The following is a 17,780-nucleotide window of genomic DNA, read 5'->3' as shown; positions in this document are numbered from 1 at the left end:
CTCCCGCAGGCCCCATCCCCATCGGGGAGGGCATGACCATCTTCTCTCCACTCCGGGCGCGTCCAGGGGACAGGGACACGGTGAAACCCAGACTTCCGACAGCAGGCGTCCTGCTTCATCCGACCGGTGTCTCCGGAGAGGAAGCGGCCTGCGCGCGGGCGGTGGGTCCTGTCCCCGGTCGCCGCCACGTCGAGCTCGCCGCCCGCGGCAGGGCGGATCCGGCCGCGTCCAGGGACCCGTGGAAGCGTGTGGCGGCGGCATGAACCCCTTCGCCTCCACGGAGGACTCGCTCGCGGACCTCGTGCACGGGAAGCGGGAGGAAATCGTCCGGCGCTGGGTGGCTCGGATGGGGCCCTCCTTCGGGGACGAGCCTTCCTCGCTCCAGGAGCGTCTGCAGGGGATGCTCCGACTGGTGGACGGGCTGGTCCTCTCCCTGCGCCAGGGGCCGGGGGCGGAGTGGGCGGACGGCCCGGTCCGGGAGCCGGCGCGCGACCATGGCCGCAATCGCTTCCATTCCGGGGCCGCCGTGGAATCCATGGTGGAGGAGTACGCCCTGCTGCGCGAGGTCATCCTGGATGCACTGGAGTCGTCGCACCGCGCGTTGAGGCCGGAGGAGCTGCGGGCCCTCTGGCGCGCGCTGGACGGGGGCCTGACGGAGTCGGTGGGGCACTTCGTCCATGAACACGAACGGGTGTTGAGGACGCGCGAGGGGCGGCTGCAGACCATCCTCGACCATGCTCCGGCGGCCATCTACGCCAAGGACGCGCAGGGCCGCTACCTCTTCATCAACCACCCCTTCGAGGTCATCTCCGGCCACTCGCGGAGCACGGTGCTGGGACACTCCGACCTGGAGCTGTTCCCCCGGGAGACGGCGGAGCGCTTCCTGGAGAACGACCGGCGGGTGCTGAAGGCGCGCAAGCCGCTGGTGTTCGACGAGGAGGTGCCCCAGTCCGACGGGCTCCACATCTACCACACGCTGAAGTTCCCCCTGCCCACCGTCGCGGATGGCGAGGCGTGGGTCGTGTGCGGCGTGTCCACGGACACCACCGTCACCCGGGTGCTGCGCCAGGAGCGGGACGAGGCCCGCGAGCAACTGCAGCGCGTGCTCACCCAGCTGCCCGTCGTCCTCTGGGCCTTCGACGCCCAGGGCATCATCACCCTGGTGGAGGGCGAAGGGGTCAAGGCCGTGGCCGAGCAGTCCGAGGCGATGCGCGGGCGCTCCGTGTTCGAGCTGCTGCGGGACCGGCGGGAAGTGTTGGAGGCCGTCCTGCGCGCGCTGGCCGGGGAGCGGCTGTCCATCGAGATGTACATGTTCGACATCTGGTTCGAGGTCCGCTTCCTGCCGGTGTTCGACGTGGACGGCCGGGTGGTGAGCGTGTCGGGCGTGTCGCTGGACATCACCGAGCGGCACCGGGCGGAGCAGGAGCTGCGCGAGTCGGAGACCCGCTACCGGCTGGCCACCCTGGCCACCCGCGACATCATCTGGGACTGGGATCTGCTGACGAATGAGATCCACTGGAGCGAGCTGGCGGCGCGCGTCCTGCGGCTGGATACGTCCAGGGACGCGGCCCCCATGAACATGGCGTGGTGGGCCTCCAGCCTGCACCCCGAGGACCGCGTGCGGGTGACGCAGGAACTGCTGGACGCCATCGACAGTCCCGAAGGCCGCTGGGTGACGGCGTACCGGCTGCGGCGGGGCGACGGCACCTGGGCCTTCGTCGAGGACCGGGGCCGCGTGGTGAAGAACCTGGAGGGACGTCCGTTCCGCATGGTGGGCGCCATGCAGGACGTCACCGACCGGCACGCGGCCGAGACGGAGGCGAAGCGCCGCGCGGAGTTCGAGCAGCTGCTCATCGGCATCGTCGGGCACGACCTGCGCAACCCCATCTCCGCCATCACCATGGCGGCCACGACCCTGGCGCGGCGCGAGGACGCGGATCCGCGCGAACAGAAGGCCGTCGCCCGCATCCTCTCCAGCGCGGAGCGCGCCCAGCGCATGCTGCATGACGTGCTGGACTTCACCCAGGCCCGGCTGGGCGGCGGCATCCCCATGGCGCCCCGCTCGGTGGACCTCGTGGAGCTGGTGCGTCAGGTGATGGACGAGGTGCAGCAGGCCCACCCCGACCGGCGGCTGGAGGTGGACCACCGGGGCAACACCCAGCTGTCGTGCGACCCGGACCGGCTGGCGCAGGTCATCACCAACCTGGTGAACAACGCGCTCGCGTACGGGGACGCCCTCTGCCCCGTGCGCGTGCGGCTGCGCGGTCATGCGGGGATGGTGACGCTCGCGGTGAAGAACCAGGGCCGCCCGATTCCGCCCGCCCTGATGCCGCACCTGTTCGAACCCCTCAAGCGCGCGGAGATCAGCGAGGGCAACCGCATGGCCCACGGGCTGGGGCTGGGGCTGTTCATCGTGAAGCACATCGTGGATGCGCACGCGGGCCGCCTGCGCGTGCGCTCCAACGCCCAGGATGGCACCACGTTCCTCGTGCACCTGCCGCGCGAGCCCCCGCTGGAGGGGGGCGGGTAGGGGGCATTGCGCCCCTCAGACGCGGGAGCGCCAGACGAGCGCGCCCCCCACCGCCACCAGCACGGGCAGGACTCCGGCGGTGAGCAGCGCGCCATGCGGCCCGGCCGTGTCCAGCAGCACGGCGACCAGCCCGCTGCCCAGCCCCAGGCCCAGCGCGAAGCTGGCGTTGGAGAGCGCGAAGCCCTCCGCCTGACGGCTGTCCGGAAGCTGCCGCTGCAGCAGCGTCGCCTGCATCGCCGACTGCGGCGCCAGGAAGAGGCCCGCCGCCGCCAGGGCCGCGCCCAGGGCCCAGAGGTTCGCCACCAGGCCCAGCGGCACCAGCAGCACGCCCCACAGCGCCAGGAACAAGAGACAGCGGCCCAGGATGACGCCGTCCCGGGTGACGCGTCCCTTCAGCGTGCTTGTGTACAGCAGGCCGCCCACGGCGCTCGCGGCGGACAGGAGCGCGGTGAGTCCACCCCAGGCCTCGGGACGCGAGCCCACCTGGACGAGCCGTGGCGGCAGCGCGGCGTCCACCACGCCCCAGCTCACCCCGACCGCCAGCGACGACAGGTAGAGGAGCCTCGGCAGTCCCCGGAAGAAGGGCGCGAGCGACGCCAGCGTGGCGGCCACCGGAGGTCCGGGCACCGGCTCGCGGTCCGGCAGGAGGAGGTTGAGCGCCAGCGCCGAAAGCCCGGTCAGCGCGATGGCGCCCACGCCCAGCGTCGCATCGGCCAGCGCGAGCATGCCCACCAGCGACGGGCCCAATATCCACTGCACCTCCATCAGCACCGCGTCGATGGCGAACGCCGCCTCCAGCCGCGCCCGGGGCACCAGCGCGGGGAGGAGCGCGCGGTAGGCCGCGACGACCCCCGCGGGCACCACGCCGCCCACCACCGACAACGGCAACAGCAGCCACAGGGACGCCTTGAGGTGGCATGCGAGCGCGAGCGCCAGGAACACCGTGGCCTGGGTGAGCAGGGGGTTGCGCAACCCGCCCGGCAGGCGCCGCCGGTCCAGGGTGCGGCCCCGGAACGGTGCCGCCGCGGCCATGCCCATCGCGTAGCCACTGGCCATCCACGCGCCCTGCGAGAACGCCCCCGTGGCCTGTTCGCCCGCCAGCAGCAACGCGAAGGGCGCCATCGTCCCGCCCAGCCGCGCGAACGCACTCGCCACCACCCAGCGGCGCCAGCCGGCCTCGCCCCACAACTCCCGCTGCGCCCGCCACGAACCGCCCGGCTGCAAGGGCGCCGCGTCCGGGCCTGGGACGTCTTCCGGCCCTGGCGCGGAGGTGCCGCCGGACGCCCCCCGCGCTTCGTCCCTCGCCGCGTCCTCCCGTCCCGCCATGGGCGTCTTCCTAGCGGAGATGGGTCCGGCCGTCTGCCCGGCGCAAGCCTTGAGCCTCCAGGAGCAGGGGCGCGCTTGCCCTGGGAGGACGGCCCGGGTAGCAACGGGGCCTCCGGTGGGGATGGCCTTGCCTTCCGGGTGTCGAGCGGAGGGTCGCAATGAACAAGAAGTGGGTCATCGGTGGGGTGCTGGGCGTCGTGGGGCTCGTCGTGGTGGGCCTGCTGGGGCTCGTCGCGCTGGGCGTCTGGGCGGACCGCGACATGGGCGGCTCGGGCGTGGACGCGCTCATGGACTCGCAGGCCCTCACCCAGCGGTTCGCGGAGCTCAACACCCGCTATCCCTTCACGCCGCCCCCGGCGGGCCAGGGACTGAAGCTGGACGAGGCGCGGCTCGAGCCCTACCTGGCCGTGCGCGAGGCGACGCTGCCCGCCTACGACGTGCTCGCGAAGGAGTCCGTCGACTTCGTGCAGAAGCACAGCGCCGCCCTGGACCGCCGGGACTCGCGCACCCTGCTCAAGGCCGCCGGGGCCTCCCTGCGGATGATGGGCAAGGCCCAGGCCGTGCTCGCCACCAACCTGGACGCCCAGCGCATGTCGCCCCTGGAGTTCCAGGCCATCACCGCGGTGCTGTACCCGCCCCCGCCCCCGGCCGCGCCGCCCACCGGGGCCGCGGAACAGGCCGCCGTGTCCCTGCCGTCGTCGCCGGAGAACCTCGCGCTCCTGGAGCAGCAGCTGGCCGCCATCACGCCCCAGCTGGAGGATCCGAAGCTCACCGAGTCGGAGCGGCTCCAACTGGAGCAGCGCCGCGCGGGCCTGCGCAAGTACATCACCACGCTGGAGCAGGCCTCGGGCAAGGACGTGAAGCAGGCCAACGCCCCGCTCCTGGAGAAGCACCGCGAGCGCATCGCGAAGGTGGCCAACCGCACCTTCGATGACCTCCTGGTGAACCCCCGGCCTCCGGGGACCGCGCGGCGTCCCAAGCGCTGAAGCGCCGCCCGGGCCGCGTGGACGCTCAGGCCTCCACGTGGCGGGTGCGGTGCGCGAGGCTTGCCCCCACCGCGGTGCCGATGACGACCAGGATGATGGCCACCGACAGGAGCGGCGGGATGTGCACCCACTGCTCCACCACCATCTTCACGCCCGCGAACGCCAGCACCCCCGCCAGGCCGTAGTGCAGGTAGCGCAGCTGCCCCACCGCCCCGGCGATGACCAGGTACAGCGCGCGCAGCCCCAGGATGGCGAAGGCGTTGGAGCTGTAGAGGATGAACGTGTCGGTGGTGACGGAGAACGCCGCCGGCACCGAGTCCACCGCGAACAGGATGTCCGTCACCTCCAGGCCGATGAGCGCCAGCAGGAGCGGCGTCACCAGCCTGCGGCCCTGGTGCTTCACGAAGAAGTGCGGCCCCTCCACCTGGTCGCTCACCGGAAGCCTTCGCGACAGCCACCGCACCACGCGGTTGTCCTGCTGCTTCGACGGGTCCTCGCGAAAGACGCGCCACGCGGTGATGAGCAGGATGGCGCCGAAGACGTACGACACCCAGCCCCAGCGCTGCAGCGCCGCCGCGCCCACGAAGATGAACAGCGCCCGGAACACCAGCGCGCCGAAGATGCCCAGGAAGAGCACCTCGTGCTGGTACTTCTGGGGCACGTTCAGGCTGCGGAAGATGACGAGGAAGACGAAGACGTTGTCCAGGCTCAGGCTCTTCTCGATGAGCCACGCCGCCAGGTACTCATGGCCGCGCTCGCTGCCCAGCGTCACCCACACGAAGCCACAGAAGGCCAGCCCCAACCCCACCCACGCCAGACTCCACAGGATGGCCGCGCGGTGCGACTGGCCCCGCCCGCCCCGGTGGGCCAGCAGGTCCACCACCAGCAGCGCCAGCAACAACGCCCAGAAGACGATCCAGGCCCAGGAAGGGGTGCTTTGCATGACCCCCGCAAACTAGGCATTCCCCCGACTTCCGCTCGGCGCAAGGGCCCGCCCGGAGTCAGCCCTTACCCAGATTCACCGCTTGACGCGTTGCGTTGTATGGTGTTGGAACAGTCAGGGTGAGGGTTGTCTTCTCCCTCGCACAGGATGTGATACTTCCCTGGAAGGCTTGAACCTCATGATTCTCAACACTCCAAAGGCGGTGCGATGAACACGGTCATCTTCGCTTGTAAGCAGAGTGCGGGCAGCTCGCAGATCGCGGCGGCCTTCTTCAACGTGATGGCGGATCCCTCGAAGGTCCGGGCGATCGCGGCGGGGATGCAGCCGGCCGACCGAGTGCAGGCTGAAGTGCTCGCCACGATGAAGGACATCACCGTGGACATGACGGGCGCGAAGCCGACGCAGTTGACGGCGGAGCTGGCCAAGAGCGCGCAGGTGCTGGTGACGCTGGGCAACGTGTCCGACGCGCCGTCCACCCCGGGCCAGGAGCGCGTGGAATGGACGATGATTGAAGACACGGCGGGCAAGTCCGCGGCGGACGTGGAGAAGATCCGCGACACGCTGGCGGCCCTGGTGTCGGGCTTCGTGGAGAGCCACGGCTGGGAACGTCCTCCCGCGCCGTAAGCCACACGCAACACCCGCGGAGTGCGTCTTCCGCGGGGAGGGTGCAGCAGCACGGATCCCTTCCGTGAATCGTGGGTGCCCGGGCCCGAGGACGGGCGGGCGGACGGTTCAAACGGAAGGGATGGGGACCTGCGACGGGGCGTCGCGGGTCGGGGGGGCCTGACCGGGCCCGTGGCAGTGTGAAATGGCGGGTGGCTTGAAATCAGAGGTGGGCTTGCCGCACGCTGTGTCCGTTCGCGGACACGCGGTTCGCGCTCCCCACTCCCAGGCCTCCTTCGATGCTCTCCGTCCTCCTCGCCGGGCTGCTTTCGCAGACGGCGCCCGCGGTTCCCGCCCGTCAGCAGGGCGTGCCCATTGGCAGGGGCGAAAAGCTGCCCACCGTGCGTCTGAGCGCGCCGTCCGGCGGGTGGACGGTGGACCGGATGCTGCTCATCGAGGGCACGGTGAGCGACCCCACGGTGGATCCGGTGGTCGTCTCCATCAACGGCGACCGCTACCTGATGCGCACGCAAGGGGGCCGCTTCAGCCGGAAGTTCCCGGCGGCGAGCGGCAAGAACATCGTCACCGTGATGGCGACGAACAAGGGCGGCACGGCGCGCACGCAAGCGACGAGCTACGCGCAGGTGCCCCCGGTGCCGCTCAAGGCCATCCTCACGAGCGACACGGACGGCGTCTACACGGACCTGCACATCTACGAGCCCACCGACGCGAGCAGCGCGGGGGACACGCTCGACGTGACGTCGATGGCGCACGTGTACTGGGCGGACACGGACAGCCCGTCCGGCGGCACGTTCTTCCTCAACTCGCAGGGGGGGGACTTCGACCAGCCGGCGTACGGCCCGTACCTCTACATCCACCGCTCGCCGCCCAAGGGCGTGTACCTCATCGCGACCAACTACTGGCCCAGCGGCGACAAGGCGCACACGGTGGCGACGCTCAACCTGGCGCTCTTCGAGGGCACGCCGGGCGAGGTCCGCCGCCGCGTGCGCATCCCGCTGGCGACGCCCGGCACGACGCGGGTGCTGGCGTGGGTGAACATCCTGGGCGACGGACAGGCGGAGGTGTACGTGCCGTCCGCGGATCCGAAGCCGAAGGGCGAGCGCTGGCCCACGAACCTGGACGAGGCGCTCAAGGAACTTCAGGCGAGCGGCGACTCCGATTCGGGTGAGGGTGAAGGCGGGTACTGAAGGCGACGTGTCGCCGACGGTGCGGCCCCTCCCATGCGCGTCCTGATGCTCTCCCTGTTGCTGCATGCCGCGCCGGTGACGCCGGTGGCGGCTGCGTCGCTTCCCACCTCCGAATCCGTTGCGCCGGAGACGCGTGCGCGGCTGTTGCGCCGTGAGGTGGCGCAGGTGGCGCTCGCGCAGGTGCGGGCCCCGGACGCCGCGTGGCAGCCCGCGCAGCGCGACTGCGCGGGCCTCATCCGCTACGCCTACCGCACGGCCTACCGGCGCGTGGCCTCTGAACGTCTTGCCTCCCCGCTGTGGAAGGACACGCGCGGCGAGCCCTCCGACTTCGCGGACGCGGAGACGCTGCTGGTCCGCAACTTCACCGCGCTGGGACGGGACGCGGCCACGCGCGAAGCGCTGCGCACCGGCGACGTGGTGGCCTTCCGCCAGGAGCACGACGCGGGCCCCGTCTTCCACCTGATGCTCGTGGTGCGCCCGGAGGACCGGGCCCATGCCCCCGCGCGCGTCGTCTACCACCCCGGTGAGGCGGGCGCGTCCGTGCGCACCGGGGTCCTCGATTCGCTCGCCACCGAGGCGCCGCTGGAGTGGCGCCCCGTGCCGGCCAACGCCGCCTTCCTCGGCTTCTTCCGTTTCAAGGAGTGGATGTCATGACGTCTCCCGTGAGCCCGCCGCCGCCCGCCAAGGGCCCGGGCCCCTCGTCCGCCGTGCGCATCGCGCTCGTCGGCGCACTCGTCGTGGGCGTGGGCGTGGGGGCCTTCGTCCTGGGCCGCAGGGGCAGTGGCGGTTCCTCGGGCCCCGCCTTCTCCTCCGGCGAGCGCCAGGGTCCTCCGACCGCGGGCGCCACCGTGGAGGGCATGCCGGAGGTGCCGTCCGAGCCGACGAAGATGGACGTGCCCGGCTCCATCGCCACCGCCGCCATCTGGGTGGACGTGCACGCGCCCGGCAAGGTGCGCGACGCGCTGGCGCGCAACGCATGGCTGAAGGAGCAGTTGGGCAAGCCGCTGGGCCAGGGCTTCGTGAGCGGCTGGGCCGCGTTCATGGGCTCCACCGGCGATGACCTCAAGGCGTCCTTCAAGGGCGCGGTGCTGGACGTGGTGGCGGGCCAGTTGCTGGACGCCCCCTTCCGCACCGTGTGGTTCAGCGGTGACACGCGGGCCGGAACGCCCGCGCTCATCGTCCCCAAGGCGGACAAGAAGTCCCGGGCGGCGTGGGACGCGCTGGACGGGGTGGCGAAGCGCGGAGGGATGACGGCGGCCAGCTGCCCCGACAGCGCGGTGAAGGTGCCCGAGGGCGGCTTCCACCTGTCGCGCTGGCTGGTCGCGGAGCAGCAGCTGTGGGCCGCTCGCACGGAGGACCGGCTGGTGCTCGCGCGGCACCCGGTGGTGGTGCTCCAGGGCCTGTGCACGCCCCTGCCGAAGCTGGAGGCGGACGACGGCGTGGACGTGGAGGTGGGGTTCAATCCGGACGCCTACGGCCGCGAAGCGCAGTTGCTCACCCACGTGCTGGGCATGACCGGGAACGCGCGGTTGCTGTTCGGCGTGGACGGAGACCGGCTGGTGGGCCGTGGCATCGCGGGGACCCTGTCGCCGTCCCACCCGCCCTACACCGAGCCCATCTCGGAGGACCTGCTGAAGCTGGTGCCGGAGGAGACGCCGGTGCTGTTCGCGTTCAACCTGACGCTGCCCGAGTCGCTGGAGCCCGAGGTGCTGAAGACGCACTGGGAGGGCAAGAGCGCGCAGGAGGTCCGGACGCGCACGCGTCAGGTGGCCCTGGTGTGGACGCCGCGCGGCATCGCCTCGCTGGAGCCGGAGCTGGCCCTGGTGTGGGGCAGCGAGCAGGACGCGGCAGGGGTGCAGGCGCTGTTCTCCGGGGGCGCGCGGACGTTGAAGACCGCCACGCTGTGCAAGCACGTGGTGCTGGCGACGAGTGACGCGGAGCTCGAGCGCCTCAAGAAGGCGTGCGAGGGCCGCGCGCCCAACCTGCTGAACGCCGCGGGCCCGGTGGTGACGGGGCTGCGCGCGCCCGCGTCGGTGATGCTCGGCATCAACACGGGGCGGCTGCTGGGCGGGCTCTTGATGGACGGCTACACGTCGGAGGCGCGCGTGGACCGCGCATCGCCCCTGCCGAAGGCAGCGCCTCCGGAAATCGAAGCGGCCCGCCGCGACCTGGAGTCCCTGCCGTACCTGGGGCTCCGCGGCAAGGTCGTGGGCTACGGCCCCGAACTGGTGTCGGAAGGATTTGGAACATGAAGACGTCGGTGCGTTTCGCGGCCCTGGCCGCGCTCCTGGTGTCCGGCGTGGCGCTGGCCAAGCCGCTCTACATCACCGTGCCCCGCTCCTACGGCAGTGGCGAGCCCGTCGCGGTGGACGTCGCCTTCGAGGACAAGGGCCCCGTGGAGCTGCGCGTGTTGCAGCCCGCGAACCTGGACGCCTTCATCCGCGCGCAGGGCGACCTGCGGCGCGCGTACCAGACGCCGCCCACGCTCATCAACCCGGGCCGGGGCCTGAGCCGCGGCCTCAATGCGGTGCGCATGCCGGGCCTCGCGCTGATGGAGGCGCTGAGCCCTGGCTTCCGCGAGGAGGTCGGAGATGTCCTGCCGAAGCCTCCTCCGGAGACGTCCTCGGAGGAGCCGCTGGCGAAGGTGGCCGAAGGGCCGGAGAAGCTGGTGGGCACGCCGCCGGGCTTCACGGTGGTGCGCAGCCAGTGGCTCAACCTGGACCTGGGCGGCGCGGACCGGGACTTCAACGTGCCGGGCTTCGACACCGGCGGCGGTAGCAGCGGCTTCCAGGAGCGCCGCGTGCTGCTGGCCCCGCTGCCCCCGGGCGCCTACGTGCTCCAACTGGTGCAGGGGCGCATCGAGGGTCAGGTGGTGCTCGTCGTCAGCGACGTCACCGTGCAGCTCAAGCAGACCGACGGTCAGGTGCTGGTGCGCGTGGCGGGGCGTGATCAGCAGCCCCGCGCGGGCGCGCAGGTGCAGGTGTACCTGCCCACGGGCAAGGGCCCCACGGGCACGACGGACGACAAGGGCGAGGTGACGCTGGCCGTGACGGAGCCGCGCATCCTGGCCACGGTGTCGTCCGGCAAGGACACGGCCATCGTGGACACGGACTTCTACTCCGCGCTGGCGGTGGCGCCGGACGTGTTCATCTACAGCGACCGGCCCATCTACAAGCCGGGCCACGAGGTGAAGTTCCGGGGGCTCGTGCGGCAGCCGGACACGTTCCTCGCGCGGCTGTTCACGCCGAAGAAGCGCGACGTGCGCGTGAAGCTGGTGTCGCAGGAGGGCCGAGAAATCATCACGCGCGCGGCGGTGGACGAATTCGGCGCGTTCAACGGCACGATGAAGGTGCCGGACGACCTGGGCACGGGCGTGCTGCGCATCGAGGCGGACCTGGACTCGCAGCCCTACCAGGGCGAGGCGCGCGTGCAGGACTACGTGAAGCCCACGTTCTACCTGGAGGTGCAGCCGGCGTCGGAGACGGTGGAGCCGGGCAAGACGGTGAGCGTCACGGTGCGCGCGCGGCGCTACGCGGGCGGCGTGCCGAAGGGCGCGAAGTACGAGGTCTTCCTCTACCGCAGCCTGCTGGACGCGCCCGCGTGGGTGGACGACGCGGGCAAGGGCGGCCAGGGCAGCGCGGTGACGTACGGTTCGGCGTCCAGCAGCGAGGGCAAGCTGAGCGTGCCGGAGCGGCTTTACTCCTCCATCGCGGAGCGCTCGGCCACGGACGATCCGTGGTCCAGCGCGAGCGAGTTCGACGCGGAGGGCGAGGCCCAGGTGGAGATCGCCGTCCCCGCGCTCAAGCCGGGCGAGGAGCGGCTGCCGTACCGCTACAGCCTCACCGTGCGCGCGCGGGATGATCAGGAGACGTTCGCCACCAGCACCGCCGCCTTCTTCCTGTCGAAGGTGGAGGTGATGGGTGTGGCGCGCTACTCCGACGCGGTGGTCGCGAAGGGGACGGAGGCGCTCCTGTCCGTGCGCGCCACCACGCTGTCCGGCAAGCCCTACGGCGTCACCACGGGGGAGGTGTCCTTCGTGCTGCGCCGGGCGGATGGCAGCGAGGAGCCGCTGGGCACGCAGACCTTCACCACGGCGCAGGACGGCACGGTGCGGCAGAAGGTGCCCACCACCCACGTGGGCGCGGTCATCGCGAACGTGACGGTGAAGGACAAGAAGGGCGAGGCGTGGACGGGCGAGGAGTCGCTGCTCGTCATCGGTGGCGCGGATGAGCCGGTGGCGCAGGTGCCCAACATGACGCTCGCGTCGCTGTCCGGCACGCTGGCGCCGGGGGACTCCGCGAAGCTGGTCGCGCTGATGCCGGATGGCTGGGGGCAGGGCGGCAAGGACCAGGGCCCGGTGTGGGTGACGCTGACGGGCGCGGGCCTGTACGGCACCACGGTGGTGCCGCTGAAGGGCCGCACGCTGGTGCACGCGTTCCCGGTGGAGAAGCGCTTCGGCAGCGCGGTGTACGCGTCCGTGGCGTACCCCACGGCGACGGGCCGCTGGGAGGAGCGCACGGTGGCGTTCCGCATCGTGCCGAAGGAGCGCACCCTCACCGTGGCGTTGCAGGCGCGCCGCGCGGAGGCGCTGCCGCTCACCGAGCAGGTGGTGGACGTGCGCGTCACCGACCACGAGGGCAAGGGCGTGTCCGCGCAGCTGTCCGTGGGCGTGGTGGACAAGGCCGTGTACGCCATCCAGTCGGAGTTCCGTCCGGGCGTGCTGGACTTCTTCTATCCGCCCGCGCGCGACAACGTGACGAGCTTCTATTCGGCGGAGTTCCAGGGCTACGGCTATGGCGAGCAGCTGGCGCGCAAGATGGCCGGGCTGCCGGACCACGCGTTCGCGTCCATCAAGCCGCCCACCCGGAACGTGAAGGACCTGGAGAAGGACACCGCGCACTGGGACCCGGCGGTGGTGACGGACCGGGACGGCCGCGCGACGGTGCGCTTCACGCTGCCCTCCAACCAGACGCTGTGGGTGGTGACGGCGGTGGCGGCGGACACGTCCGGCCGCTTCGGTGAAGGCACCTCCGAGTTCGCCACGCGCGGCGGCCTCAACGTCTACGCGGCGCTGCCGCAGTTCCTGCGCGAGGGCGACGAGGCGCTGGCCTCCGTGCGCCTGTCCGCGGGGGAGAAGTCCAAGGGCAGCCAGATGCTGGACCTGCGCATCCAGCCGGGAGGGGCGCTCCAGGCGGAGGCCACCCAGAAGAAGCTGGAGCTGGGGCAGGGCGGTGAGCAGGTGGTGCCAGTGACGCTGCGCGCGTCGAAGACGGGCCCCGCCGAGCTCGCGGTGGACGTGACGGGCGGCAAGGACCCCTTGCGCGACCTGAAGCGCTTCGACGTGGCGCCGGCCTCGGTGGAGGACGCGGTGCAGGTGAGCGCGTGGGGCGGCGGCGCGCTGGCGCTGGACGCTCCTGGCTCCGCGACGCTGACGCGCGTGGAGCTGGTGCTCCAGCCGTCCACGGTGGACGCGGCGCTCACGCAGGTGCGCGAGCTGCTGACGTATCCGTACGGGTGCCTGGAGCAACTGGTCTCCACGACGGTGCCCAACGTGGCGGTGTTCCAGGTGCTCCAGAAGGCGGGCGCGCTGGAGAAGTTGGACCCCGAGTCGCAGGCGCTGCTGGCGGAGGCGCGCAGCCGCTCCGTGCAGGGCACGTCCCGCATCCTGGGGCTCGCGGTGAAGGGCGGCGGCTTCACCTGGTTCGGGGGCTACAGCGAGCCCAGCCTGCCGCTCACGCTCATCGCGCTGGACGGTCTGGCGTACGCGTCCGAGGCGGGGCTGGTGGACCGCGACGACGCGCGCATCGCGGAGAGCGCGAAGTGGCTGGAGGCGCAGGAGGGCCTGCCGCCCGAGTACGACGCCACGCGCGCCTATGTGCTGGCGCGGCTGCAGGGCCCGCGTCAGGCGGCGCGGGTGCGCGCGCTGGTGGAGGGTGCGCCGTCAGGGGACCTGTATCCGCTGGCGCTCGCGGTGCTGGCCGCGGAGAAGGCGGGCGTGATGAAGGAGCCCGCGCTCCAGGCGCGCATCCAGGCGCTGGTGAAGCAGAGCGGCGAGGGCTTCGTGAAGCTCGCGAGCCTCAAGGGTGAAGCGGAGACGTCCGAGGCGTTCTACCGCTTCCCGCTGCGGCGCGTGGGCCTCACGGCCATCACCGCGCACGCGGCGTCGTTCGGTTCGCTGGATGTCACGCGCGCTCGCAAGCGCATCCTGGAGATGCTGAGCGAGCCGGGGCTGTCCACCTTCGACCGGAGCACGGCGCTGTTGCATTCGCTGTGGCTGGTGGAGCGGGACGCGAAGGCGTTCAAGGGCATGACGCCGCCGGAGGTGAAGGGCGCGGCGTCGCCGGTGAAGTTCACGTCGCGCGGCATGGGGCTCGTCGCCACGCTGCCGGCGGGAACCCGCACGGTGGACGTGGGCGGCTTCGACGGCGTGGCCACGCTGCGCGCCGCCGCGACGACGCCGCTCAAGCAGGTGCAGGCGCGCGTGGAGGGCATGTCCGTCAACCGCGCGTACTACGTGCTGCGCGAGGGCGGGAAGGTGAAGCTGGAGCCAGGGGCCACGGTGACGCAGGGCGAGGAGGTCTACGTGGAGCTGACGCTGGATGCGCGCGGGGACAACCGGGCGCGCTCGGCGTACTACGTGGTGGAGGACGCGGTGCCGGCGGGCTTCGTCGCGCTGCAGGAGGACAAGGCCTTCCGCGGTCCGCCGCACTCGCTGCCGCTGGTGCCGGAGGCGCTCAAGCGCCGGCAGTTGGACCCCGCGCAGGCCACGTTCTTCTTCGAGGAGCCGGCGTGGTGGAGCGACAGCCCGCGCACGGTGGGCTACGTGATGCGCGCGCAGTTCGCGGGCACGTTCGCCGCGCCGCCGGCCACCATCGAGGACATGTATTCGGCGCGCATCCGGGGCCGCACGGCGTCGGACGTGTTGAAGGTGGTGCCCTCGAAGACGTCCGTGAGCGACCTGTAGCCCATGGGGTGGGCCGTCGCCGTCGCCGTGTTGTTGTCGGCTTCGCCCACCTTCGTCACGCGAGGGGATGTGACGCCGGAAGCGGACCTGCGCAAGCAAGCGCAGGCCGCCTGGACGGCTGTGGAGACGCAGTACGCGGCGCAGGCGGGCGGCCTTCCGACACGGGCCCCCGCCTCCGTGGCGCTCCAGAAGGGCCTGGCCCTGCCTCCCGAGCGCAACGCGCAAGGGCGGCCCGGCGTCGTGGAACTGCGGCAGAACACGCCGGGCGTGCTGGATGAAAAGCTGCGCACGGCCTTGCGGCACGAACTGGCGCACCAGCTCCTGTGGTGGGCGTGTCCCGCGTCCAGCGAGGACCGGCTCTTCCATGAGGCGTTCGCGCTGACGGTGAGCGGAGAGCTGCCCGCGTGGCGCGAGGCGCCCTATCAATCGCTGTCGCGCGCGGCGAAGGAGGTGGCGAACGCGCCCCAGGTGGACACGTCCCGGGCTCGGCGGGGACTGGCGCGCATCTTGGGCGAGCACCCGGGGTTTCCCGCCGCGCTGACGCGCCGGTTGCGCCAGTGTCATGACGGGACGCGGTGGGCCTCGCCCCTGTCGGTGGAGGAGCTGGCGGACGTGGCGGTGCTCGCGCCGGAGGCGGCCACGGTGGTGGTGAGCCGGCATTCGGGAGAGGTGCTGCTCGCGGAGGGTGATGTGCGAAGGGCGGTGCCGTATGGCTCCACGCTCAAGCCGTTCCTGTACGCGGCCGGCACGGGGGCGACTGGAGCCTCTTCGGACACCGCGTCACCTCCACTGCTCGCGCCGCGTCCCGGTGTGCAGGAGTGGGCCTGTGGCGCGGGGCTCCCCGCGAAGGTCGATGCACGGGTCGCGCTGCTGCGCTCCTGCAACGGCTACTTCCTGGACTGGGAGGCCACGGGCCGCGCACCCCGCGCGTTCGGCCACTGGGGACCGGTGCTGTCGGCGGTGGGCCTCACCGGCCTGCCCGAGGACATGACGGAGGCCATCGGGCTTCGCTCCGCGCACGGCCTGTCCCCGTGGGGCATGGCGCAGGCGTACCGGTTGCTCGCGGAAGCCCGGCCGGATGTCCTCGCGCTCCTCACCGGCAACGTGGAGGAAGGCACGCTCAGCGGCCTGTCCACGTCGAAGGCGCTGAAGGGCGTGGCCACCAAGACGGGCACCGTGCGCGATGCCGCCAGCCGTCCCCAGTTCGGGTGGATCGCCGCCGTGGACGCGGACCTCGTCGTCGTGGCCGTGCGGCCCGGCAAGATGCCCCGGCACTTCGCGGACGAAATCCCCGCGCTCCTCGCCCGCGTGCGCAAGCAGACGGCGGGCCTGGAGTCCGCGCACGTACAGGTGCTCGGCCTGCTGCCCTCCGCGTCCGTGGAGGCGCGCTGCGCGGGCGCCGGCTTCGCGCTGGAGGACGGCGCGCCACGCCCCGTGTCCACGGACTTCTCCCGCCTGGACGCGCTCACCGCGAAGGGCCCGGCGGTGTGTCTGGGCAGTCCCTGGCGCGTGCGCTTTCCGGACGGCCCCGACGGCGGCCGTGACTACGCGGGCGTCTTCTCCGGGTCCACGCCGCCGCCGTATCGCCCACCTCCGGGCGTGCCCACCACGCCCAGCGCGCTCAAGGCCCGACGCGGCTCGGACTTCGTCTTCCGCACCACGCGCGTGCAGTACACCGCCGGCGTCATCGCCGCCGAGGACGTCACGCTGCAAGGCGAGGCCCGCGTCGCGCTGGCCCGCGTGGTCGCCCACAACGAGCGCCACGCCACGACCCGGCACCCCGGCCGCGCCGTCTGTGACACCACCCACTGTCAGGCCTTCCGGGGCACCGTGCGCATGCGTCCCGAGGAGGCCCGCGCGCTCAAGCTGCCCGCACTGAAGTGGGACGCGTGGCTGACCTTCTCGCAAGGCGGCGACACCCCCTGGCGCGAGTCCCGTCCTCGCGCCCAGGTGGAGTCCCTGCTGGGCACCCGCCTGGTGTCGCTGCGCTTCGAAGCCGGACGCGTGCGCTACCTGCGCACCGACGGTGAGGCCGGCGCCCCGTACGAGGAAGCGCGCTCGCTGCCGTGCGACACGCTGCGCGCGGGCCTTCGGCTTCCTTCCTGTCCCCAGCGCGCGTCCTTCGACGGCGCCCAGGTGCTCTTCGAAGGGCAGGGCCGGGGCCACGGCGAGGGGCTGGACGTCGAAGCCGCCAAGGCCGCCACGGGCCTCTCCAGCGAGGTCCTCCTGGAGCGCGCATATGGCGCGTTGCCCGTCACATCCCCTGCACCCTGAAGACACCCGTCGCGGCGCTGTCCGTGGGGTGACAGGACATCATCCCGGGGTGCTCGCGCCCGGGGGCGGGGCTGTCGGCCGGGCAGCCCTGGCAACCGGCTTCCCCATCACCACCTTCCTCCCGTCATTCAGCCATTCGGGCGATGCACGGGAGGGGTGAATCATGGGCAACAAGAACTGGAAGACGCGGGCGGTGGCGGCGGCGGTGATGACGGGGTTGCTGGGCTTCGCGGCCCACGCCGAAGACACCATGTCCAAGCAGGAGAAGGAGATGGAGAAGCAGGGCAAGGCCGTGGGTGAGGCGGCCTCCAAGCGGGTGAAGTACGTCGGCTCGCTGGCCCTCTTCAACAACCGGCAGATCGAACTGGCGACCCTCGCGGAGGAGCAGGCGTCGGATCCCCGGGTGAAGGAGTTCGCCACCAAGATCCGCACCGACCACGAGAGCAACAACCAGACGCTGCGCACGTGGGCGGAGAACCAGAAGATGACCATCAGCGCGCTGAGCGACGGAAGCACGTCCGACACGGGCGTGGGTGGCTCCGGCGTGCAGCAGGGCTACGAGAAGGGGATGGAGAAGGCCGACGAGAAGCTGGGCAAGAGCGTCGACGAGACGAACCGGGAGGTCGAGAAGCTGCGCGAGAAGCAGGGCCCGGAGTTCGACAAGGCCTTCCTGTCGCGCATCGCCGAAGACCAGAAGAAGGGCAACGAGATGCTCAAGAAGGGCCGCGGTGAGTACAAGAACGACGCGACCTTCCTGGCCATCCTGAGCCAGACCGAGGGCGTGGTCTCCGGCCACGAGAAGGAAGCGAAGGAGCTCGAGAAGCAGATGAAGAAGTAGTGCGCGATGTAGCGCGGTGGGCGTCGGGCCACCGGGCCGGTTGACTCGGCCGGTCCCGACGCCTATCCCCTCGCGGATGCGCAAGGCTCTGGCGAGGGTGTGGTGGGT

11 protein-coding genes are annotated in these 17,780 nt (G+C 71.8%); 9 read left to right on the top strand and 2 right to left on the bottom strand.

Annotated elements, in window-relative coordinates; translation table 11 throughout:
- Positions 1–259: 259 nt before the first annotated feature.
- A complete protein-coding gene (locus D7X74_RS27120; protein WP_120535906.1) occupies positions 260–2,530 on the top strand; it encodes a PAS domain-containing protein in 2,271 nt (756 codons plus the stop codon).
- A 15-nt stretch (positions 2,531–2,545) separates the two neighbouring features.
- Here D7X74_RS27120 and D7X74_RS27115 read toward each other — a convergent pair whose 3' ends face one another.
- Positions 2,546–3,856 (bottom strand): MFS transporter, encoded by a 1,311-nt coding sequence (locus D7X74_RS27115; protein WP_120535905.1) that lies wholly within the window; start codon positions 3,854–3,856, stop codon positions 2,546–2,548.
- 158 nt (positions 3,857–4,014) lie between these two features.
- On the opposite strand from D7X74_RS27115, the gene D7X74_RS27110 reads away from it, so the two are divergent.
- The gene (locus D7X74_RS27110; RefSeq protein ID WP_120535904.1) at positions 4,015–4,842 is read left to right on the top strand and encodes a hypothetical protein; all 828 of its coding nucleotides are present in this window, start codon (positions 4,015–4,017) and stop codon (positions 4,840–4,842) included.
- Between the two features lie 25 nt (positions 4,843–4,867).
- On the opposite strand, the gene D7X74_RS27105 is transcribed toward D7X74_RS27110, so the two are convergent.
- On the bottom strand, positions 4,868–5,785 hold the full coding sequence (locus D7X74_RS27105) for a TerC/Alx family metal homeostasis membrane protein (protein ID WP_120535903.1): 918 nt from the start codon (positions 5,783–5,785) through the stop codon (positions 4,868–4,870).
- A 207-nt stretch (positions 5,786–5,992) separates the two neighbouring features.
- On the opposite strand from D7X74_RS27105, the gene D7X74_RS27100 reads away from it, so the two are divergent.
- The 7 genes from D7X74_RS27100 to D7X74_RS27070 all read left to right on the top strand — a co-directional run bounded on the left by D7X74_RS27100 (position 5,993) and on the right by D7X74_RS27070 (position 17,672).
- The gene (locus tag D7X74_RS27100) at positions 5,993–6,409 is read left to right on the top strand and encodes an arsenate reductase ArsC (RefSeq protein ID WP_120535902.1); all 417 of its coding nucleotides are present in this window, start codon (positions 5,993–5,995) and stop codon (positions 6,407–6,409) included.
- A 278-nt stretch (positions 6,410–6,687) separates the two neighbouring features.
- Positions 6,688–7,596 (top strand): DUF2135 domain-containing protein, encoded by a 909-nt coding sequence (locus D7X74_RS27095; protein WP_120535901.1) that lies wholly within the window; start codon positions 6,688–6,690, stop codon positions 7,594–7,596.
- 33 nt (positions 7,597–7,629) lie between these two features.
- The gene (locus tag D7X74_RS27090; protein ID WP_120535900.1) at positions 7,630–8,250 is read left to right on the top strand and encodes a DUF1175 family protein; all 621 of its coding nucleotides are present in this window, start codon (positions 7,630–7,632) and stop codon (positions 8,248–8,250) included.
- Positions 8,247–9,848 (top strand): hypothetical protein, encoded by a 1,602-nt coding sequence (locus D7X74_RS27085; RefSeq protein WP_199741901.1) that lies wholly within the window; start codon positions 8,247–8,249, stop codon positions 9,846–9,848. Before D7X74_RS27090 ends, D7X74_RS27085 begins: the two co-directional genes overlap by 4 nt.
- Positions 9,845–14,560: an MG2 domain-containing protein gene (locus tag D7X74_RS27080; RefSeq protein ID WP_120535898.1), complete on the top strand. Its 4,716-nt coding sequence runs from the start codon at positions 9,845–9,847 to the stop codon at positions 14,558–14,560. Before D7X74_RS27085 ends, D7X74_RS27080 begins: the two co-directional genes overlap by 4 nt.
- Before the next feature lie 3 nt (positions 14,561–14,563).
- Positions 14,564–16,834 (top strand): SpoIID/LytB domain-containing protein, encoded by a 2,271-nt coding sequence (locus D7X74_RS27075; protein WP_120535897.1) that lies wholly within the window; start codon positions 14,564–14,566, stop codon positions 16,832–16,834.
- A gap of 163 nt (positions 16,835–16,997) precedes the next feature.
- A complete protein-coding gene (locus D7X74_RS27070) occupies positions 16,998–17,672 on the top strand; it encodes a DUF4142 domain-containing protein (protein ID WP_120535896.1) in 675 nt (224 codons plus the stop codon).
- Positions 17,673–17,780: the final 108 nt, after the last annotated feature.

The sequence above is a fragment of the Corallococcus sp. CA047B genome, assembly GCF_003612065.1.
Classification (GTDB): domain Bacteria; phylum Myxococcota; class Myxococcia; order Myxococcales; family Myxococcaceae; genus Corallococcus; species Corallococcus praedator.
The sequence above is the reverse complement of the archived record's forward strand: the minus strand, read 5'-3'. Positions and strand labels throughout refer to the sequence as shown.